17 protein-coding genes are annotated in these 17,501 nt (G+C 59.4%); 4 read left to right on the top strand and 13 right to left on the bottom strand.

The features are described from left to right. Window positions 1–37 precede the first annotated feature (37 nt). Complete coding sequence (locus AF70_RS10525; RefSeq protein ID WP_028939589.1) at window positions 38–715, bottom strand: RES family NAD+ phosphorylase; 678 nt, start codon at window positions 713–715, stop codon at window positions 38–40. Further along, entirely contained in the window at window positions 715–1,125 is a 411-nt protein-coding gene (locus tag AF70_RS10520) for an MbcA/ParS/Xre antitoxin family protein (protein WP_028939588.1), read from the bottom strand. Before AF70_RS10520 ends, AF70_RS10525 begins: the two co-directional genes overlap by 1 nt. A gap of 632 nt (window positions 1,126–1,757) precedes the next feature. On the opposite strand from AF70_RS10520, the gene AF70_RS10515 reads away from it, so the two are divergent. Continuing rightward, entirely contained in the window at window positions 1,758–2,684 is a 927-nt protein-coding gene (locus AF70_RS10515; RefSeq protein WP_026331893.1) for a LysR family transcriptional regulator, read from the top strand. Here the strand turns inward: AF70_RS10515 and AF70_RS10510 are convergent. The 11 genes from AF70_RS10510 to AF70_RS10460 all read right to left on the bottom strand — a co-directional run bounded on the left by AF70_RS10510 (window position 2,601) and on the right by AF70_RS10460 (window position 13,456). Next, the gene (locus AF70_RS10510) at window positions 2,601–2,918 is read right to left on the bottom strand and encodes an AzlD domain-containing protein (protein ID WP_007939492.1); all 318 of its coding nucleotides are present in this window, start codon (window positions 2,916–2,918) and stop codon (window positions 2,601–2,603) included. The genes AF70_RS10515 and AF70_RS10510 overlap by 84 nt on opposite strands. Beyond that, a complete protein-coding gene (locus tag AF70_RS10505) occupies window positions 2,897–3,613 on the bottom strand; it encodes an AzlC family ABC transporter permease (protein ID WP_019651478.1) in 717 nt (238 codons plus the stop codon). Before AF70_RS10505 ends, AF70_RS10510 begins: the two co-directional genes overlap by 22 nt. After that, on the bottom strand, window positions 3,610–4,023 hold the full coding sequence (locus AF70_RS10500) for a GNAT family N-acetyltransferase (RefSeq protein WP_172901253.1): 414 nt from the start codon (window positions 4,021–4,023) through the stop codon (window positions 3,610–3,612). The genes AF70_RS10505 and AF70_RS10500 overlap by 4 nt, the downstream gene beginning before the upstream one ends. Before the next feature lie 46 nt (window positions 4,024–4,069). Then, window positions 4,070–4,816, bottom strand: a complete 747-nt coding sequence (locus tag AF70_RS10495) for a 2OG-Fe dioxygenase family protein (RefSeq protein WP_019581770.1) — start codon at window positions 4,814–4,816, stop codon at window positions 4,070–4,072. A gap of 242 nt (window positions 4,817–5,058) precedes the next feature. Beyond that, window positions 5,059–6,363, bottom strand: a complete 1,305-nt coding sequence (locus AF70_RS10490) for an OprD family porin (protein WP_028939587.1) — start codon at window positions 6,361–6,363, stop codon at window positions 5,059–5,061. Window positions 6,364–6,600: 237 nt separating this feature from the next. Beyond that, a complete protein-coding gene (locus AF70_RS10485) occupies window positions 6,601–6,996 on the bottom strand; it encodes a nuclear transport factor 2 family protein (protein ID WP_019581768.1) in 396 nt (131 codons plus the stop codon). A gap of 17 nt (window positions 6,997–7,013) precedes the next feature. Then, complete coding sequence (locus tag AF70_RS10480; protein WP_028939586.1) at window positions 7,014–7,685, bottom strand: DsbA family protein; 672 nt, start codon at window positions 7,683–7,685, stop codon at window positions 7,014–7,016. 202 nt (window positions 7,686–7,887) lie between these two features. Further along, window positions 7,888–8,100 (bottom strand): hypothetical protein, encoded by a 213-nt coding sequence (locus AF70_RS10475; protein ID WP_018929289.1) that lies wholly within the window; start codon window positions 8,098–8,100, stop codon window positions 7,888–7,890. A 245-nt stretch (window positions 8,101–8,345) separates the two neighbouring features. After that, complete coding sequence (gene aguA, locus AF70_RS10470) at window positions 8,346–9,452, bottom strand: agmatine deiminase (RefSeq protein WP_028939585.1); 1,107 nt, start codon at window positions 9,450–9,452, stop codon at window positions 8,346–8,348. 4 nt (window positions 9,453–9,456) lie between these two features. Next, complete coding sequence (aguB, locus tag AF70_RS10465; RefSeq protein ID WP_019581765.1) at window positions 9,457–10,335, bottom strand: N-carbamoylputrescine amidase; 879 nt, start codon at window positions 10,333–10,335, stop codon at window positions 9,457–9,459. A gap of 208 nt (window positions 10,336–10,543) precedes the next feature. Continuing rightward, window positions 10,544–13,456 (bottom strand): aminotransferase, encoded by a 2,913-nt coding sequence (locus AF70_RS10460; RefSeq protein WP_028939584.1) that lies wholly within the window; start codon window positions 13,454–13,456, stop codon window positions 10,544–10,546. A 181-nt stretch (window positions 13,457–13,637) separates the two neighbouring features. On the opposite strand from AF70_RS10460, the gene rfbC reads away from it, so the two are divergent. The 3 genes from rfbC to AF70_RS10445 all read left to right on the top strand — a co-directional run bounded on the left by rfbC (window position 13,638) and on the right by AF70_RS10445 (window position 17,489). Next, complete coding sequence (gene rfbC, locus AF70_RS10455) at window positions 13,638–14,183, top strand: dTDP-4-dehydrorhamnose 3,5-epimerase (RefSeq protein WP_018929293.1); 546 nt, start codon at window positions 13,638–13,640, stop codon at window positions 14,181–14,183. Window positions 14,184–14,289: 106 nt separating this feature from the next. Next, window positions 14,290–16,098, top strand: coding sequence for an ATP-binding protein (locus tag AF70_RS10450; protein WP_026331892.1), 1,809 nt, complete (start codon window positions 14,290–14,292; stop codon window positions 16,096–16,098). Then, window positions 16,095–17,489 carry a sigma-54 dependent transcriptional regulator gene (locus AF70_RS10445; protein ID WP_028939583.1) on the top strand — a complete coding sequence of 465 codons (1,395 nt, stop codon included), beginning with the start codon at window positions 16,095–16,097 and terminating at the stop codon, window positions 17,487–17,489. Before AF70_RS10450 ends, AF70_RS10445 begins: the two co-directional genes overlap by 4 nt. The last annotated feature ends 12 nt before the right edge of the window (window positions 17,490–17,501 follow it).

The following is a 17,501-nucleotide window of genomic DNA, read 5'->3' as shown; positions in this document are numbered from 1 at the left end:
GCCTCCCGAATTCAATCTGGGCTTTTAGTTTCCGGTGTCACACCTCACTGACTTCAAACACAAACGAGATCCTGCGACTGCTCGCACTCCACACATACCGAATGTGCTTCCCCTGCTTCGGAATGGACACGGCCGGCGGCCGAAACGCGGCAACACATTCATGCCCAGGCAATCGAACGCTGTTGTAGAGCAATCCCCAAGACAACGTTTCGCGCAGTTGCCGGGCAAAGGTCTGGGCTGGACCGTAGGCGTTGGGATCCGGGTCGTGCAGGTGTGGGTAGTCGGCGCGGATGTCGTGCAGAGGTTTGACCACCCGGTTGACGTAGGTACGCATGGTCAACTCAAGATCCGGTTCGTTGGTCGCGGCGAGGAAGCGTTCCTGGTGATAACTCGTCTCGGCGATGGCCGCTGCCTGGCTGCTGGCGGCGTAGTAGACGCCGAAGGTGCCGTCGGTGAAGCGGCTGGTTTTGCCGATGTGGGTGAACGCGGCCATCACCGGTGTGGAGCCGGGGCCGGAGATGCGGTCTTCGGGGCGCACGCGGGTGAGCACGCCGGCTTCTTCCATCAGCCGATCGTTGGTCAAGGCTTCCAACGCGTAGGCAGTGGGCAGGTCTTCAGGGTCGAGAACGTCTTCGAACAACGAGATCGGCGGGAAGCAGCTATTGACGATCCGATAGGCCCGCGGCCACTGCGGGTCGGCGAGTTCCGGCACCATCAACCGCGTACCCCGTCGAGGTAGCGGCGCACATCAGCGATGTCGACCACGCGACCGGCCAGCATGTAGTTCAATGCCGATTGGCCATTGAACGGTGCGGCGGTGTTGGGGCTGCTGACCCATGTGTAGGCACGTTCGCGACTGTTGCTGAAGATGATGCTCAGCGCTTTGTGGATGCCCATCAAATACGAGATGCGCTCCAGGGTGTCGTGGGGCAGGCGCACGTTGGGTGGCAGGTGTTTGTATTTGTAGAAAGTCGTATTACCGACTTTGCCCAGGAGTGTGCGTTGTTGCTCGGCGGTACAGCCCCAGCGTTCCATGAGGTTGAAGAAAAACTTCAGCGCGACTCGACCGGCTTCGGGGGAGTCGAGTTGTTGCTGTGGGCTGAGGACAGTGGATGAGGCAGGCATGGTAATAGCCTCCTTGGGTATGATGTCTTGATTTCAGACTAGTACAGATGCGAACAAAAATGAATTTTTAATTCACAAGCGTATTAATCTGTTCCCCCTTCGAAAAGAGCATTCACACCCGCTTTTCCGCAGCCTGAAAAGACGCCGACATACGGTCAGACACACACGTTGACACCCCCACTATAGGGGCAGAGAATTAAATCGAGAGCGCGAAACCGACTGCCTCCAAGTGGCAATAGTCGGCGGAGGGACCTCGTTGATGACTTGGAAATCAACGCCTGGTGAGACCTCTTCTCCCCTGCTTGAGGGAGCACAATATCAAGCACCTTTTCATGAAAGCAGCCTGATCAGGCTGCTTTTTTTTGCCTTGGGAAAAGGTTTCGTTAATAAAACAAGCAGCCAAAAAACGCCCGCACCTCCCCATCCGGGCCACTTTCTTGACCCCGATCACCTCCCCTCCAACAAAAATCTCGATCCTGTGCAAGCCTCCAGCCATCGGACGCAGAATCATTTCGCTACTAAACTCGGGACAAGCATGCTCTGGTGCAGGATCATAGCCAGCACGCGACCCACGCCCACCGGGCGGCAAGGTACACAACAATAGCCAGCCCACTTTAGAGGGCATTACCCAAATGGATAGCAGAACCTTACGCAACCTCATGCGCATCGTGCAGACCGGCTCGTTGTCGGCGGCGGCAGAGCATTCCTTTTTGACCGTGCAGGCATTGGCCGCGCAGTTGAACAAGGTCGAAGAGCAGTTCGGTTTTCGGTTGTTTCGTCGCTCCAACAAGGGGCTGACCCTGACCACACAGGGCACGGAGCTCACGCCCTACATGGACAAAGTGTTGGTCGCCACGCGGCAGCTGGAAGAGAAAGTCGCCGCGCTCAAGGTGCCCGGGCAGCGCACGCTCAAGGTTGCGCTTAACACCACGCTCTCGGCCGACTTCAACCGGCGAATGATCGGACGCCTCATCGAGGTGTTTCCTGATTATCAGTTGGAATTCAGCTACGCCGAGTCGATGGAAAACCTCAGCAAGTTGAAGAATGAGGACTTCGACCTGGCCGTGCTGATCGGGCCGCAACAGCCGGGGTTGCCCAGCATGGCCCTGCCCGATGTGCAGGTGCAGGTGGTCGGTGCTCATTGCGGTCAGGAAAACGACCCGCTGGTGCTGCTTGGCAATAAATTTCAGGTTCGGCCGGCCGACGACTGTCCGTATTCCCACAGCTTCTTGCGCTTTCTCGACGCCGGTCTCGGCAACTACGAGTCAGGCAAGCGGATGATCTATTCCTGCAGTGAAACCCTGACCCTATCGTTGATCACACAAATGGACGGCCTGGGCATGGTTTCCCGTGAGGCGGCCCTGCGTAACGGCCTGACCATTTTCCCGGGGTTCGAGGATTCCCTCGAAGTGCGGCTGGCGATCAATAATCCCGAGTTGTCGGGTCAGGCTTTAAATGACGTGGTCCATCTGCCGTTACATGAACGAGCCGAGCGCAATGTACGCAGCCGTTCCCACCGCAACGGAGAGAAAGAGGTTTTTGCTGAAATACGCACATAACAACGTCGGAATGGCTGCATAAAATTCCGGGCGATCGAGCTGCACATGCTGATCCTTGATCAACAGGGGCGTGAGGCTGATGGCAGCCACGATCGCCACCGGCAGGTATTCCAGCGCCCGGGCGACCAGAGGGGGCCAATGATCGGTGTTCACCTGCAGCGGCAACGCGCGTGGCAGGAATGTCACGGCCATCATCAGCGCGACCACCAGGATCAGGAACGTTTGGTCAGGCATACACCCACTCCGCAGCCCACGAATGTGGCAATGAATACGTTGAAGGGTGAGTTGCCAATCAGGCTCAGTGCACCCATGCAAGCGACCGCGGCCAGTGCGGCGATCAGTTTGTTGCGGGTGTTGCAGAGCGATACCAGCACGTAGAGCATCATCGCGGTCAGTGCATAGTCGAGCTGATATTTGATCAGGTGCGCCGCGTACTGCGCGCAGATCGCCCCCAGCAAACCGCCGAGTACCCACGAGGTGTGGCAATACAGATTGAAGCCGATCAGGTAACGCACATTGACCGGCGAGCCCTTGCCCAGTTTGACGCTGTGGAAGGCGAACGATTCATCGGTCAGCCCACCGGCATAACACCAGCGTTCCAGACGACTGAGCCCCATCGCCTGCAGGGCCTTGGCCATGTAGACCGACATCAGCATGTGCCGCGCATTGATCAGAAACGTGGTGAGGATAATGGTGGTCAGCGACGCACCGCTGGAGATCAACGCCAGGGCGGCGAACTGCGAGGCACCGGCGTAGACGAACAGGCACATCGCGACCGGCAACCACACGGGCATCCCGGCATTGACGGCCATCAGACCGAACACAAACGACACCGTGAAGTAGCCCGCAACCACCGGGCTGGCTTCAGCAAACGTGCGCGAGGGCTGGGGCTCGACCATCAGCGGCTGGCTGCTGGACGTCTCATTCATAAGTCCCTCTCAAAGGTAGTTTCGCCGCGCGGCTCACAAAAGCCCTGGGCACTCCAAAAACGTTTGCCGGCAAGGTTAGCATCGTCGACGAACAGGAACATCCGCAGCACACCCACCCGTTTCATGTCCGCCGAGGCCGCTTCCACCAGACGTTGACCGACGCCCTGGCTGCGATAAAACGGGCTCACCGCCAGGTGATTGATGGTGCCACGGCTGCCAAGCATGCCGCCCAACACCGCGCCGACCACTTCGCCACTGACATCGAGTGCGAGGAACGCGGTGGTGGTTTTCTGCTCCAGCACGCCGCGCAGGCATTTGGCGTCCTGCCATTCACAGAACGACACTTCTTCGAATTGCCGAAAGAAGCGCTCCAGGCGTTGGGCATCCTTGGCCGTCGCGCGTCGCAGCATCACCGGTGCAGAGCACTCGGTGATGTTCATCATGGGGTCGAACTGTTCAGCGAACAATGTCGAAAGCGGTCCCGGGCCGCGAGAAGGAAATGGCCAGAATCTGCCGATAGGCCATTTCGTGAGCATGGGTGTTGCGTGCCGGTGTCACGTAGTGACGCATCTCGCGATCGAGAAAGTAGGTGGTGTCGAGGATTTCCATATAAGTCGTCGTCGCCAGCTGTTCCTCTTGGGCCGAATACAAACGGCTCTCCGCCCCGTCCACATTGTTGCGACCCCAGAAATGCACACCACTGAACGGATAACCGTCGCAGTGAATACCTTCCGGGGTAATTTCCAGTTGCTTGCCCGGCTTGATCTCGATGCGGATCTGATGAATCTGGCATTGCCAGATTGCGTCGTGCAGTTCCGGCGGCAATACGTGTTTGTACACCTCGAAATCCGTATCGATGAGGCTGCGCATCACCGGCGAATTAATGACCTCATTAGAGAAGTCCTGGAAGTGCCGCTCCAGTCCACCGACGTAGCTGTTGTTGGCCTTCGATTGCACGTAGGCGCGGTGTTCCAATTGCTTCAAGTCACGGGTGACAGGGTTGTATTCAAAATCGCTGTAGCGACGAAAACGCATGCCCGCATCGGCCTGGCCGTAATAACTGTCCGGCTCCATGTTTTCCCAACTTTTGGTCAATCTGACGAAGTCGGAAAAATGACCGAAGAGATTGAAGTCGGCTCCCTGGACGTTGACATACTTGTCGCGCCGTAGCGATTCGCCAACTTCTCTGTTCAACACGATCATTACTAGGTCTCCGCTGCATTAAGCGGCCTAATCTAGTAGCTGCCGGATTGACGGCCCATGAGAAAGAATTTCAGGCATATCAAGCGTTGCTTGAAACGCAGGATGAAGTTGCTTCAATTCGACTTTTTACGATCGAAAACAGCCATTTTCGGTGTTTTTATACGGTCATGAGGCAAAAAAAACCCCGAACCAGTCACGAACCAGTCGGGGTTTTCATCGAGTCTGAATAACTCAACCGATCATCAGAAGATGTTGATCGGGTAATCCACGAATACGCGCAGCTCGTTGCCACTGACGTTGTACTCGCTGGATTTCTGCGACACACGCAGGATCGAGCTGCGTACCTTCACGCTCAGGTCTTTGGCCGGGCCACTTTGCACGACGTACTTGAACTGGTTGAAGATCTCGCGCTCGGTGCCGCCTTCGCTGGTGGAAGTGGTGATGTTGTCGCCGCGCACGTAGGCCACGTTGTAGCTCAGACCCGGAACGCCGAAGGCACCGAAGTCCAGACCGTAACCCAACTGCCAGCTGCGTTCGTCTTCGGCGTTGAAGTCGGACCAGTAGGAGTTCGCCAGGTAGATGGTATTGCCGCCATCGCCGACGCGGTTCTGGCCGCGCTGATAGCCACCGTAGGCATAACCCAGGTTGCTGTCGCCGGTGCTGCGCTGGTGGGCGAGGGTGAACGAGTGCGGGCCGGTGGCGAAGGTCGCTGCCAGGCTCCAGATTTTGTTGTCGTCGCCGGTTACGATGCTTTTTCCGGGTACGGTGTTTTCGCGGATGTAGGAGTTCTCCAGCTTGGTGCGGTAGCCATTGAAGTCCAGGGTCAGGGACTGATCCTTGGCAATCGGGAACACGTAGTTGGCGTTCACGTATTGCTTCTTCAGTACGTCTTCGACGTCGGAAGCGTACAACGCTGCCTTGAACTGTTCAGTGAACTGGTAGCTACCGCCCAATACGTTGATCGACTTCAAGCCACCGCTGTCACGGCCTTCGGCGCTTTTGCGCGATTCAGCGGTGAAGCGACCGGCGTTCAGCTCCAGGCCTTTGATCTCTTTGGAGGCGATCAAGGTGCCAGTATAGCTTTCCGGCAGCAGGCGGGAGTTGTCGTAGTTCAGCACCGGCAGGGCCGGCATCTGGTCACCGTAGGTCAGGACAGTACTGGAGATACGGAATTTGACCGCGCCACCGAACTTGGACAAATCATCCGCCGCGTTGCCGCTGTCGCCCTGCTTGAAGAAGTCGATACCACCGGCGCCGCTGCGGCCTTTGCCGCCGTCCAGACGCAGTGCGTACAGACCGAAGGCATCCACACCCACACCGACGGTGCCTTGGGTGAAACCGGACGAGTAAGTACCGATGGCCGCTTGGCCCCATTCGGCTTTGTCCGGGTTGCCGTCTTTATAGTCACGATTGATGTAGGCGTTGCGCAGCAGCACTTTGAGGCTGCTGTCTTCAACAAAACCCTTGGATTCGGCCTGGTCGTTAGCCATGGCCTGTGTGGCGCTCAACATCCCCAGTGCGATCAGGCTGATTCGCTTGTTCAACATGTTATTTTCCTTATTACGGGTTGATACGCTCTGTGCCGAACAGCTGAAACGGCGCTATCGCGCTCTTTTTTCACCGCAAAAACAAAAAGGCCCGCCCACGAAAATTCGCGGCGGGCCTTTTATTGTTTTGTCAGTCGTGGCGGTTAGCCACAGGCGTTGGGGCGCATCCTATCTGCGCCCTTAATGATGTGTCAATTTCGTGAATCTTCTGTAAATAGGCGAAAATCGTCTAAGAAATCACTTGTCAGCGATAGCCAATTGCACGACATGGCTGTCGACGAATTGTTCAAAATGGGTGACTTTTCCGTCGGCCAGAGTCCACAAGTGCGCGACTCGGGCATTCATCGCACGACCGGTAGCTTTATAGACGCCGCTGTAATTGCCGTAGGCAAATACCTTGTCGCCCTGAGCGACGTAGTTCTCGACCTTGAACTGAAAATCTTCCCATTCTGCGGCCAGGCGCTTGAAGACATTTTCGACGATCGCGTCGAAACCGACGTAGGTCCCGGCATACGGAAAACCTGCGGCTTCGGTCCAGCGGGCGTCATCGGCCAGCGCCGCGGCGGTGTTGCGCGCATTCTCCTGGGAGTTGACGCCTTCGTAGGTGCTTTTGATCAGGCTCAGGTTATCCATGGTGACTCCAGGTGAGTTCAATGGGCGCAGCCGTCGAGGCCACAGGTTTGAAACGCGGATGAAGACTCTGTTGCCGCAAACGACTGGCTCAACCATTGGGCGAAGGCTTGCGGCTTGCCGAGCCAGGGGCCGATATCGACCAGGGTGAACTGGCCATCCTGTTCCAGCGCGAAGGTCGGGAAGCCCTGACCGCCGACACGGGCCAAGAGTGCGCGGCTGTCCTTGATATGGCGATCGGTATCGGCTGCACTAAATGCCTGCTGGAAAGCCTCGGGCTCAAGACCTGTTTGTGCGGCAAGTTCAAGCAAAACAGCCTCGTCAGCGATGCGTCGACCTTCCGCGTAATGAGCCGTCTGCAAACGCCCCAGCAACTCCAGTCCGCGCCCGGCGATCTGCTCGGCTGCCAGCACGGCGGCAATCGGCGGCGTGGAGTCGAACACCGCCGTCTCATCACGCAGCAATCCCTCAAAATACGCCTCGCCAAACGGCTGGCCGGTGTACTCGGCGATGCGCCGGTCGTGGGGCATGACGTAATTGCGCAGTTGTGGCGAAACGGTTTGGCGATTGGCACCGCTCATCATGCCGCCCCCGTGGCCGATCACCGGCAACACGGTTTGGGCAGCTTGCACCAAGGGTTTGGCACCGTAGCACCAACCGCACAATGGGTCGTAAATATAGTGAAGGATCATGGGAAGACTCCGGCAACAAAGTAGGAAAACTCAATGCCGACAGACTAATACTCAGATCGTTTTGGAAAAACGCCGGAATCGATTTCAGTCTGTTTCAAGAATCGGTCGAATGACCCTCATCTTGCAGGCGCCCACTTTTGCGACGGGCATAAAAAAGCGCCGCCTTCCCGGCAGCGCTTTTATCAATCCGTTGTTTTTCTTCTTATCCTTCCATCACATCCCACAATGCTTCCAGTTCCGCCTCGCTGAATAAACCAGCGGGATAGCGCTCGATCATCATCCGGCGCGGATCAGGTTCTCTGATCTGACGCGTTCCATTGGACTTCAACCACTGTGCCAGGACTTGAAGCGATTCGCTGTTAACTGCCAGGGGATGCAGTGCCCGCTCGCCCACTACGTTCATTTCGGCGTTCATCTCAGCGCTCTCTCCTGGTTTGTGAGCGGCTAACTTATCCAAGGTTTATGACAGAACATCGAAGTTCTCTCCCTCCCCGTGTTGCGCCATCGAAGATACAAGAGCTATGCCAATGTTTTCGAAGTGTCGATAAGTGGATACAAAAAAGCCCGCAGTCCTGATGGGCTGCGGGCTTTCTGCGAAACGAAGAGGCTAAACCGTTGCTCAATCGATTTTTCAATCAACTCAAGCTGTTACGTCCTCACTCACTCCTTGTGCGGAGCGGGCTGTTGTTGGGTAAGGCAATGGATGTTACCGCCCCCAAGTAACAGTTCGCGACCCGGCACCATGACGACTTCGTGCTGCGGGAACAGGCTCTGCAAAATCTCTTTGGCCGGCCCGTCCAGCGGGTCGTCGAAGCTCGGCGCGATAATGCCGCCGTTGACGATCAGGAAGTTCACGTAGGAGCCAGCCAGACGCACGGTCGGATTACGTTCCTGAGTGCCGTCCACCGGGTCCACACCCGCGCACTCTTCTTCGGTCGCATACAGCGGCCCCGGAATCGGCATTTTGTGCACCGTGAACGGGCGCCCCTTGGCATCGGTGCTGTTTTGCAGCACGTTCATGGCCGCCTGGCAGCGCGGGTAGTTCGGGTCCTGCGGGTCGTCGGTCCAGGCCAGCAGCACTTCACCCGGACGCACATAGCAGCAGAAGTTATCCACATGGCCGTCGGTTTCGTCGTTGAACAAGCCGTCCGGCAGCCAGATAATCTTATCCACAGCCAGGTTTGCGCTGAGCACCGCTTCGATTTGCTCACGGCTCATGTGCGGATTGCGATTGCGGTTGAGCAGGCATTCTTCGGTGGTGATCAGGGTGCCTTCGCCATCGACATGAATCGAGCCGCCTTCGAGCACAAAACCCTCGGTGCGGTAGCGCGGGCTGCGCTCGATTTCGAGGATCTTGCCCGCCACCTGCGAATCACGGTTCCACGGCGAATACAAACCGCCGTCGAAACCGCCCCAGGCATTGAAGTCCCAGTCCACGCCACGGACTTCGCCGCTGTTATTGATGACGAACGTCGGGCCGGTATCCCGGACCCAGGCGTCATCGCTGGACATCTCCACCACACGAATATTCGGCACGTCGAGACGAGCGCGCGCGTTTTCGTACTGGCCCGCGGAGACCGCCACGGTCACCGGTTCGAAACGCGCGATGGCCTTGGCCACTGCAACATGCGCGGCTTGCGCAGGTTTGCCACCCAGGCGCCAGTTGTCCGGGCGCTCGGGCCAGACCATCCAGGTCTGGGTTTGGGGTGCCCACTCGGCGGGCATGTAAAAGCCGTCGGCGCGAGGGGTGCTGTTCAAAGTGGTCATGGCTTCAGGACTCCAGGGAACCGTCGAGGGTTTTGATCGCGCCGTACAGGTTCGGACGACGGTCGCGGAACGAACCCCAGGCGCTGCGAATGTGCTCCAGCTCATCGAGGTCGAAGCTGTGAACCAGAATGCCTTCTTCGGTTTTGTTCAGCTCTTGGACTTTCTCGCCAAACTGGTTGGCGATGAACGACGAGCCGTAGAAGGTAATGTCGTAACCGTCCTGCTCTTCATTGCCGATGCGGTTGCTGGCGATCAGCGGCATCAGGTTGGCACCGGCATGGCCCTGTTGCACGCGCTGCCAGTGGTCGCGGGACGAAATGGTCTTGTCGTGCGGCTCACTGCCAATGGCAGTCGGGTAGAACAGAATTTCCGCGCCTTGCAGCGCCATGCTGCGGGCGCACTCAGGGAACCACTGATCCCAGCAGATGCCCACGCCGATTTTCGCGTAACGGGTGTTCCACACTTTGAAACCGGTATCTCCCGGGTTGAAGTAGTACTTTTCGTGATAGCCAGGGCCATCCGGGATGTGGCTTTTACGATAAATCCCGAGGTTGCTGCCGTCGGCATCGATGATCGCGATGCTGTTGAAACGCGCGCGACCGGCCAATTCGTAGAAGCTGATCGGTAGCACCACTTGCAGTTCCTTGGCGACTTTCTGGAAGTGCTTGATGGCAACGTTGTCTTCTACCGTCGTGGCCAGTTGCAGGTAGTCCGGGTTTGGCTTCTGGCAGAAGTACGGAGCCTCGAACAGTTCCTGGATCAGGATGATTTGCGCGCCTTTCGCCGCGGCCTCACGGACCAGCTTTTCAGCGGTCTCGATGTTGGCTTCAAGGTCCCAGGAACAAGCCATCTGGGTGGCGGCGACGGTAACGATACGACTCATGAATCATCTCCTGGGCAAGTGCTTGAGGGTCAGTGTGGCATCGACCGATGACAGAACGGGAATCACCGGGCGTGGTTCGTCCACACTGTGGGCAGTGGCGACTTTATAGCCGATAAAAATCGGCTTTAAAAGCGATAAATATCCACTACGTCTAAATATCCTCAAAAATTCCCGATAACAATCGACATTTTCAACCTCTAGGAGCTGTCTACAAACCTTCGCCCAGCACCTTCGACAGCATGTCCACAAAGAAGTCCACACTCTGCCGCGACGTGACCATCGGTGGTTTGATCTTGAGGATGTTCAGGTAATCACCCGTCGGCTGCATGAAAATCCCCAACTCACGAAGGCGATCGCACAACGCCGTGGTTTCTTCGGTCGCCGGTTCAAGGGTTTCGCGATTGCGGACCAACTCCACGCCCAGATAGAAACCGGAACCATGCACCGCCCCCACCAACGGATGCAGGTCGATCAAGGCTTCAAGACGCTCCTTGAAGTACCCGCCCACGACCTGGGCGTTTTCCCAGAGTTTTTCTTCTTCCATCACATCCAGCACCGCCATGCCGATCCGGCAACTGACCGGGCTGCCACCCGCCGACGAGAAGAAATAACCCTCGGCCTCCAGCGCTTCGGCAATCTCCCGACGGGTAATGACGGCGCCCAACGGCTGGCCGTTACCCATGCCTTTGGCCATGGTGATGATATCGGGCACCACGCCCTGCTCTTCGAAGCCCCAGAAGAATTTGCCCATGCGGCCGTAACCGACCTGCACCTCATCGGCGATGCACACCCCGCCCTGAGCACGGACCAGCGCATAGACCTGCTTCAAATAGCCCGGTGGTAGAGAGATGCCGCCGGCATTGCCATACACCGGCTCGCAGATGAAACCGGCAAGTTGGCGTTTCTGCCCGGCGATTTTCGCCAGGTTGTGTTCGACGCTGCGCACGTAGTCCGGTGCGCTGTCCGGGCCACGGAATTCACCGCGATAGGTGTTCGGCGCGGTCACCGGGTGCACCCAATCGGGACGGCTGCTCAAGGCCTTGGGGTTGTCGGCAATCGAGGTCGAGACCGCATCCGCCGCCACCGACCAGCCGTGATACGCCTCCAGCACACTGAGCATGTCGCGGCCGCCGCTGTAGGCCCAGGCCAGACGAATCGCCAGGTCATTGGCCTCGGTGCCGCTGTTGACCAGGAATACCCGGTCCATGTTGTCCGGTGCCAACTTCAACAAGCGCTCGGAAAACTCGGCAATCGCTGCGTAGTGAAAACGCGAGTTGGTGTTGAGCAACGACCATTGACGGCCGGCGACGGCGGCCATGCGCGGATGACCATGACCCAACACCGCAACGTTATTAAGCATGTCGAGGTAGGAGCGGCCCTGCATGTCGATCAGATGATTGCGCCAGCCCCGCTCGATGCGCGGCGGGTCGACGTAATAATGCTTCTGGGATCGGGCGAAACTGGCGTCGCGACGGGCCAGCAAGGTTTGCGGGTCGAGTTCTTCTTCGGCATCGCAGGCCAGACCCAGCAACGCGGCCGGTGACGGACACAACGCCTGCCAGGCGGCGGCGCGCGAAGGTGTGCAAAACAACGGCGCGTCGAGCTGAGCGCCTCGACACAATTGCACGATCAACGGCCCGCTGACCGAACCCAGCACCTGACCTTTGACCAATGCTGCGCCCGCGTGCAACGACGGTGTCACACCCCACAGCCGTAAACTCAGTTGCGGACCATCCAGTTGCAGCACACCCACTGCCGGCTGGTGAACCGTTCCGGCAAACGGCGATTCGACCGCCGTGCCATGGGGCACTCGCAACTCGACGTGCAGAGGGCAAGTGGCCGGTTCAGTGGCGCTGTCCGGTTGGGTGCGAGACAGACGATATTGCCCATAACGACTGGCCGCCAGACCGTGGGCCGCGGCGGCCTCGGTCAGCAGGTGCTGGTCGATCCCCTCCTGTTCCCAGTTACCCGCTTCGAAGTGCGGGCTGAGGACACCCAGATCGATCAAAGCAAACTCACGCCCCACCAGACTCGGCAACAAGGGCGCAAAGCCTTCGCTGCCAATGCTCGGCAGGCCTTGACCAACCGCGGCAAGAATCGCCGCCTCCATCAACCCCAGCGGCACCGATGTGGCCACGCGGAAAATTTCCCACTCATGGGTCAGGTTGTCGCGACTGTACTCGTTGCCCGGATCAATGCTGACCTGCTGTTCGCCACTCAGCACCAACACCGCCGAGCGCGCAACGATCAGCGGCCAGAGCGCCAGCAGTTCTTCATGTTGCAGCGGATTGATCGCGTGATAGGCCCGAACCGCCGGCAAGATGTAGAACGGATCGCCATCGGCATGGTGCAGCAGCGCCGCACAGGTCACCGACAGATCGGTGATCCGCCAGGTTCGGACCAGGTCGCCGAAATCGATGACACCCTGCAACTGCCATTGGCGCTGCGCATCTCGCTGCCAGACCACGTTGTCGTCGGTGATGTCCATGTGAATCGCCTGCACCGGCAACTTATCCACCAAGGGCTGCAAATGGCGCTCGGCCTGCTCGGCCGCTTCAGCAATCAGCTTGCGTTGCTGATCATCCTTGATCACCGGCAGCAAATGCGCGATCAACGCGTTAGCGTGGCGGGCGTCCCATTGAAGGGTGCGCTCAAGGCCAGGATGGTCGAAGCTGGCCAGCGCCAGGTCCATCTCGCCGCAGAGCCGACCGAAACCGGCGACCACTGCCTGGCTCAGATGGTCGAGGTGCGTCAGGGACTGGCCGTCGATGTAATCGAGCAGACGTACATGCACCGCTTGACCGCCGACCTCCAGGGAGAGCAGGTCAGTACCATTTTTGGTCGGGATCACTCGCGGCACCTGCACGCCGGGATGTTCGGCCAAGTGCTTGAGCCCTGCGTGCTGGGCTTGCAGTTCCAGCACCGAGTAATCGCCACGGCAGATCTTCAGGACGAAACGCCCCTGCTCGCTGTCGACGCGGTAGTTGAGATCCTGCTGGCTTCCAAGAGCCTGCAACCGTCCGCTCAGCCCGTAATGTTCTTCCAGCAACTCAAGCGCTTGCACCGCGGACACTTGCGGGCTGGGCAGACTGGCGCGGTGAATCAACGTGGCGAGCGGCATACAACGACCCCTGAAATTTTATTAGGCGCTTATATCGCCACTGCCGGGGGCGATAAGCAACCCCCCTTCCCTGGTTGGCCTGAATCAAATGCGTGAGCAACTCTCTTCACAGCCCCACTCGCGCCTGCCGGCACTTTGCGTAAGAATGTCGGCCATCAACGCCTATTGCTGGAGAAACACCATGAACGTAGTCATCACCGACCTGCCCGGTGTTCTGATCATCGAGCCCAAGGTATTTGGTGATGAGCGCGGCTTCTTCTATGAAAGCTTCAACGCCAAGGCTTTCGAAGAAGCAACCGGCCTGAACACCCGATTCGTGCAGGACAACCATTCCCGCTCGCAAAAAGGCGTACTGCGCGGCTTGCACTACCAGCTGGAAAACACTCAGGGCAAACTGGTCCGCGTCACCGCCGGTGAAGTGCTGGACGTGGCCGTGGACATTCGCCGCAGCTCGCCGCATTTCGGCAAATGGGTCGCGGTGCGCCTGTCCGCCGACAACCATCGCCAGCTCTGGGTACCGGAAGGTTTTGCCCATGGTTTCGTGGTGCTGAGCGATTTCGCCGAGTTCCTCTACAAAACCACCGACTACTACACCCCGTCGGCTGAACGCAGCATTCGCTGGGACGACCCGGACTTGGGCATCGACTGGCAGCTGGACGAAGCACCGCAGCTGTCCGCCAAGGATCAGGCCGCCGCGTTCTTCAAGGACGCTGAAGTCTTTTCCTGAATTGCTGTCTGAATTTTCACCGCCAGCACGCACTTGATCCTGGGTGCGCAGACTGCGCCCGCAAGCCTAGGCATAATGCGTCTATACCCACAGGCGCTTGATGCTCATGACACCGACCCTCCCCCGCAGACCCCGCTGGCGCAGCCTGGCACTGCTTGCGTTGTGCCTGGCACCCTTGCTGTGGCCACTGGAGCATCTGGCCGAGCGTTATTACCGCAGCGAGCTGGCCGGGCAGAACCGTCAGACCCTCGACCTCTACGTCGCCAACCTGCTGGGTACCCTGCACCGCTATGAAGTGCTGCCGCAGATTCTCGGCGACCTGCCCGCCCTTCGTGCGACGTTGGGCGCACCCGACGAGGGCGTGATTCAAGGCAATGCCAATCGCCTGCTGAAACACATCAGTGCCCAGACCGGCGCCGAAGTCATGTACCTGATGGACACCACCGGCAAGACGCTGGCGGCCTCCAACTGGGATAAAAACGACAGCTTCGTCGGCCGCAATTTTTCTTTCCGTCCTTATTTCAGTGAAGCCATGGCCGGGCGCCTGGGGCGCTTCTTCGGCCTGGGCACCACCTCGGCCAAGCGCGGTTACTTCTTCGCCGCGGCGGTACACGATCGTGAAAAAATCATCGGCGTGTTGGTGGTCAAGGTTGACCTCGATCACACCGAAAGCCTCTGGGGCAAAACCCCGGAACAACTGCTGGTCACCGACCACAACGGTGTGGTCATCCTCACGTCGCGGCCAGAATGGCGTTTCCGTTCGACCCGTCCATTGAGCGATGAGGAGAACAAGGCCGTCGCCGCGATTCAACCCTATCCGACCCGCGATCCAAAGCCGTTGAGTCTCGACCCCAATGCCTGGCTGACCCAAACCCGGCAGATCGAAGAAACCGGCTGGAGTGTCAGTATCCTTGCTCCACGCACCCTGATCGACCGCCCCGTGCGCACAGTCGTGGCCATCGGCGGCGCAACGCTGCTGGTATTAATGCTGCTGCTCGGCCTGATGATGCAACGCCGACGCCATTACCTGGAGCGGATCGCCTTCGAAGCCAAGGCCCGCCAGGAACTGGAAGGCCGGGTCGCCGAACGGACCAGCGACCTCGAGGGCCTCAACCGTCGACTGAAACAGGAAGTGCTGGAGCGCGAACATGCCCAGCAAGAACTGGTACGCGCTCAGGATGATCTGGTACAGGCCGGCAAGCTCTCGGCGTTGGGGACAATGTCGGCGAGTATCAGCCATGAACTCAACCAACCGCTGGCGGCAATCCGCAGCTACGCGGAAAACGCCGAAGTGCTGCTCGATCATCAGCGCACCGAAGATGCTCGCGGCAACCTCAAGCTGATCAGCGAACTGACCGGGCGCATGGCGTCGATCATCGCCCACCTGCGCGCCTTCGCCCGACGTGATCGCCACGCCCCGGAGAGCGTGGCCCTGCAACCGGCGCTGGACGACGCCCTGGCGTTACTGGCCAAGCGTCGGCGCAGCATGGAAGTCGAGCTGATCCGTGACCTGCCGGCCGCCACCCTGTGGGTCGAGGCCGGAGAAACCCGTCTGCGCCAGGTACTCGGCAATCTGCTGGCCAATGCGCTCGATGCGCTGACGGAAAAAGGCCCGCCGCGTAAGCTCTGGTTGAGTGCCCAATCCACCACCGACGGCGTCACTCTGTACATTCGCGACAACGGCCCCGGGTTCTGCCTGGAAGCGCTGGGTCGTGCGGGCGAGCCCTTCTACACCACCAAGACCCGCACTCAGGGACTTGGGCTGGGGCTGGCGATCTGCGACACCCTGATGCGCGCCTTCGGTGGTGAACTGTCGTTCTCCAACCATAAGGAAGGCGGCGCCCTGATTACCCTGAAGCTGCGCGCAGGCGCGCCGGGTGTGAGCCTGCAACCGTCCGAGGACCGAAGTGCATGACCATCGACAACCGCATCCAGGTCGTGTTGATCGACGACGATCCCCACCTGCGCCAGGCCCTGAGCCAGACCCTGGACCTGGCCGGCCTGAAGATCCTGCCGCTTGCTGAAGCCAAGGGCCTGGCCGGGCAACTGGAACGCGACTGGCCAGGCGTTGTGGTCAGTGACATCCGCATGCCGGGCATGGACGGCCTCGAACTGCTGACCGAACTCCACGCCCAGGATCCGGAGCTGCCCGTGCTGCTGATCACCGGCCACGGCGATGTCCCCCTGGCGGTGCAGGCCATGCGCGCCGGGGCTTATGACTTTCTGGAAAAACCTTTCGCCAGTGACGCCCTGCTCGACAGCGTACGTCGCGCCCTGGCCCTGCGCCGCCTGGTGCTGGACAACCGCAGCCTGCGGCTGGCCCTGAGCGATCGCAACGAACTGAGCGCCCGACTGGTCGGGCAATCGACGCCAATGCTGCGCCTGCGCGAGCAGATCGGGGCACTGGCAGCGACCAAGGCTGACGTGCTGATCCTCGGTGAAACCGGTGCGGGCAAAGAAGTGGTGGCCCGCGCGTTGCACGACTTGTCGAGTCGGCGTAACGGCCCGTTCGTGGCAATCAACGCCGGGGCCCTGGCCGAGTCGGTGGTGGAAAGCGAGTTGTTCGGTCACGAACCCGGCGCGTTTACCGGCGCGCAAAAGCGCCGCATCGGCAAGTTCGAATTCGCCAACGGCGGCACGTTGTTCCTCGATGAAATCGAAAGCATGAGCCTGGACGTGCAGGTGAAATTGCTGCGCTTGCTGCAAGAGCGGGTCGTCGAACGCCTGGGCGGCAATCAGTTGATCCCGCTGGACATCCGCATCATCGCCGCGACCAAGGAAGACCTGCGGCAATCCGCCGATCAGGGGCGCTTCCGTGCCGACTTGTATTACCGCCTGAACGTTGCGCCGTTGCGCATTCCGCCGCTGCGCGAACGGGGCGAAGATGCGCTGGTGCTGTTCCAGCATTTCGCTGACGAAGCCAGCGCCCGCCACGGCTTGCCGCCCCACGAACTGCAACCGGGGCAACGGGCGCTGCTGCTGCGTCACAGCTGGCCAGGTAACGTGCGGGAACTGCAGAACGCCGCCGAGCGCTTTGCCCTGGGCCTGGAGCTGGCACTGGACAACAGCGCACCGGATGGCGGTGTCGGCACCACGGTTGAAGTGGTCAGCGGCGGCTTGAGCGAGCAAGTCGAGAACTTCGAGAAAAGCCTGATTGCCGCCGAACTGGCGCGCTCGCACAGCTCCGTGCGCAGCCTCGCCGAAGCGCTCGGCATTCCGCGCAAAACCCTGCACGACAAACTGCGCAAGCATGGCCTGAACTTCGCCGATGGCGGCACCAGCAGCCATACCGACGACCTCGATTGAGCTACCGTAAAA

Origin of the sequence: Pseudomonas sp. KD5 (genome assembly GCF_012932895.1) — a bacterium.
In the GTDB taxonomy this organism is placed as follows: Bacteria; Pseudomonadota; Gammaproteobacteria; order Pseudomonadales; family Pseudomonadaceae; genus Aquipseudomonas.
Note: the sequence above shows the minus strand (reverse complement) of the source record. Positions and strands in the feature narration are given on the sequence as shown.